The 744-nt window shown below is 40.5% G+C and carries 2 tRNA genes; both read left to right on the top strand.

The features are described 5' to 3' along the window. The first annotated feature begins 300 nt into the window (after nt 1-300). Nucleotides 301-374 (top strand) — tRNA-Ile (locus tag CD039_RS11330). Between the two features lie 16 nt (nt 375-390). Beyond that, nucleotides 391-466, top strand: a tRNA-Ala gene (locus tag CD039_RS11335). Nucleotides 467-744 lie beyond the last annotated feature (278 nt).

The following is a 744-nucleotide window of genomic DNA, read 5'->3' on the forward strand; positions in this document are numbered from 1 at the left end:
GTATCGGAAGGTGCGGCTGGATCACCTCCTTTCTAAGGATTATTATTCGGAACACGTTCGTTAGAACGTGAAAACGGAATAACGGTGATATATTGCATTTAGTTTTGAATGCTCATCAGAGTGTTCAATTAAATAGAGGAAAGTGCAAATGCTTGACTCTTAAAAATATCATTTTCGAAAGAAAGCGATTCTCAATCGATGAATTGAGCTGAAAGTGAAAGGAGCTTACTTAGTGTAAGTAACTGCACACTTGAAGCGAGAATGAAGAAGAGTGAAAGCGCTTGACTCGAAAATAATTGAGGGCCTATAGCTCAGCTGGTTAGAGCGCACGCCTGATAAGCGTGAGGTCGGTGGTTCGAGTCCACTTAGGCCCACTCTAGAATTTAATATGGGGGCTTAGCTCAGCTGGGAGAGCGCCTGCTTTGCACGCAGGAGGTCAGCGGTTCGATCCCGCTAGTCTCCACCATTTATAATTAAATGAAATTGCACATTGAAAACTAGATAGTAAGTATAGATTTTACCAAGCAAAACCGAGTGAATTAGAGTTTTTAAAAGCTTGAATTCAAAAATAATCGCTAGTGTTCAACAGAACACTCACAGATTAATAACTAAGGTTTTGAGTTGAACATTCTCGTATTTGTCTAGCTTATGCTTTGAAAGAAAGCGCTTGTCAGTTGATGATGCGAGCGTTTGACTTAAAACAATTGAGATTAAGTTATTAAGGGCGCACGGTGAATGCCTTGG

Origin of the sequence: Staphylococcus argensis, assembly GCF_002902305.1 — a bacterium.
GTDB lineage: Bacteria > Bacillota > Bacilli > Staphylococcales > Staphylococcaceae > Staphylococcus > Staphylococcus argensis.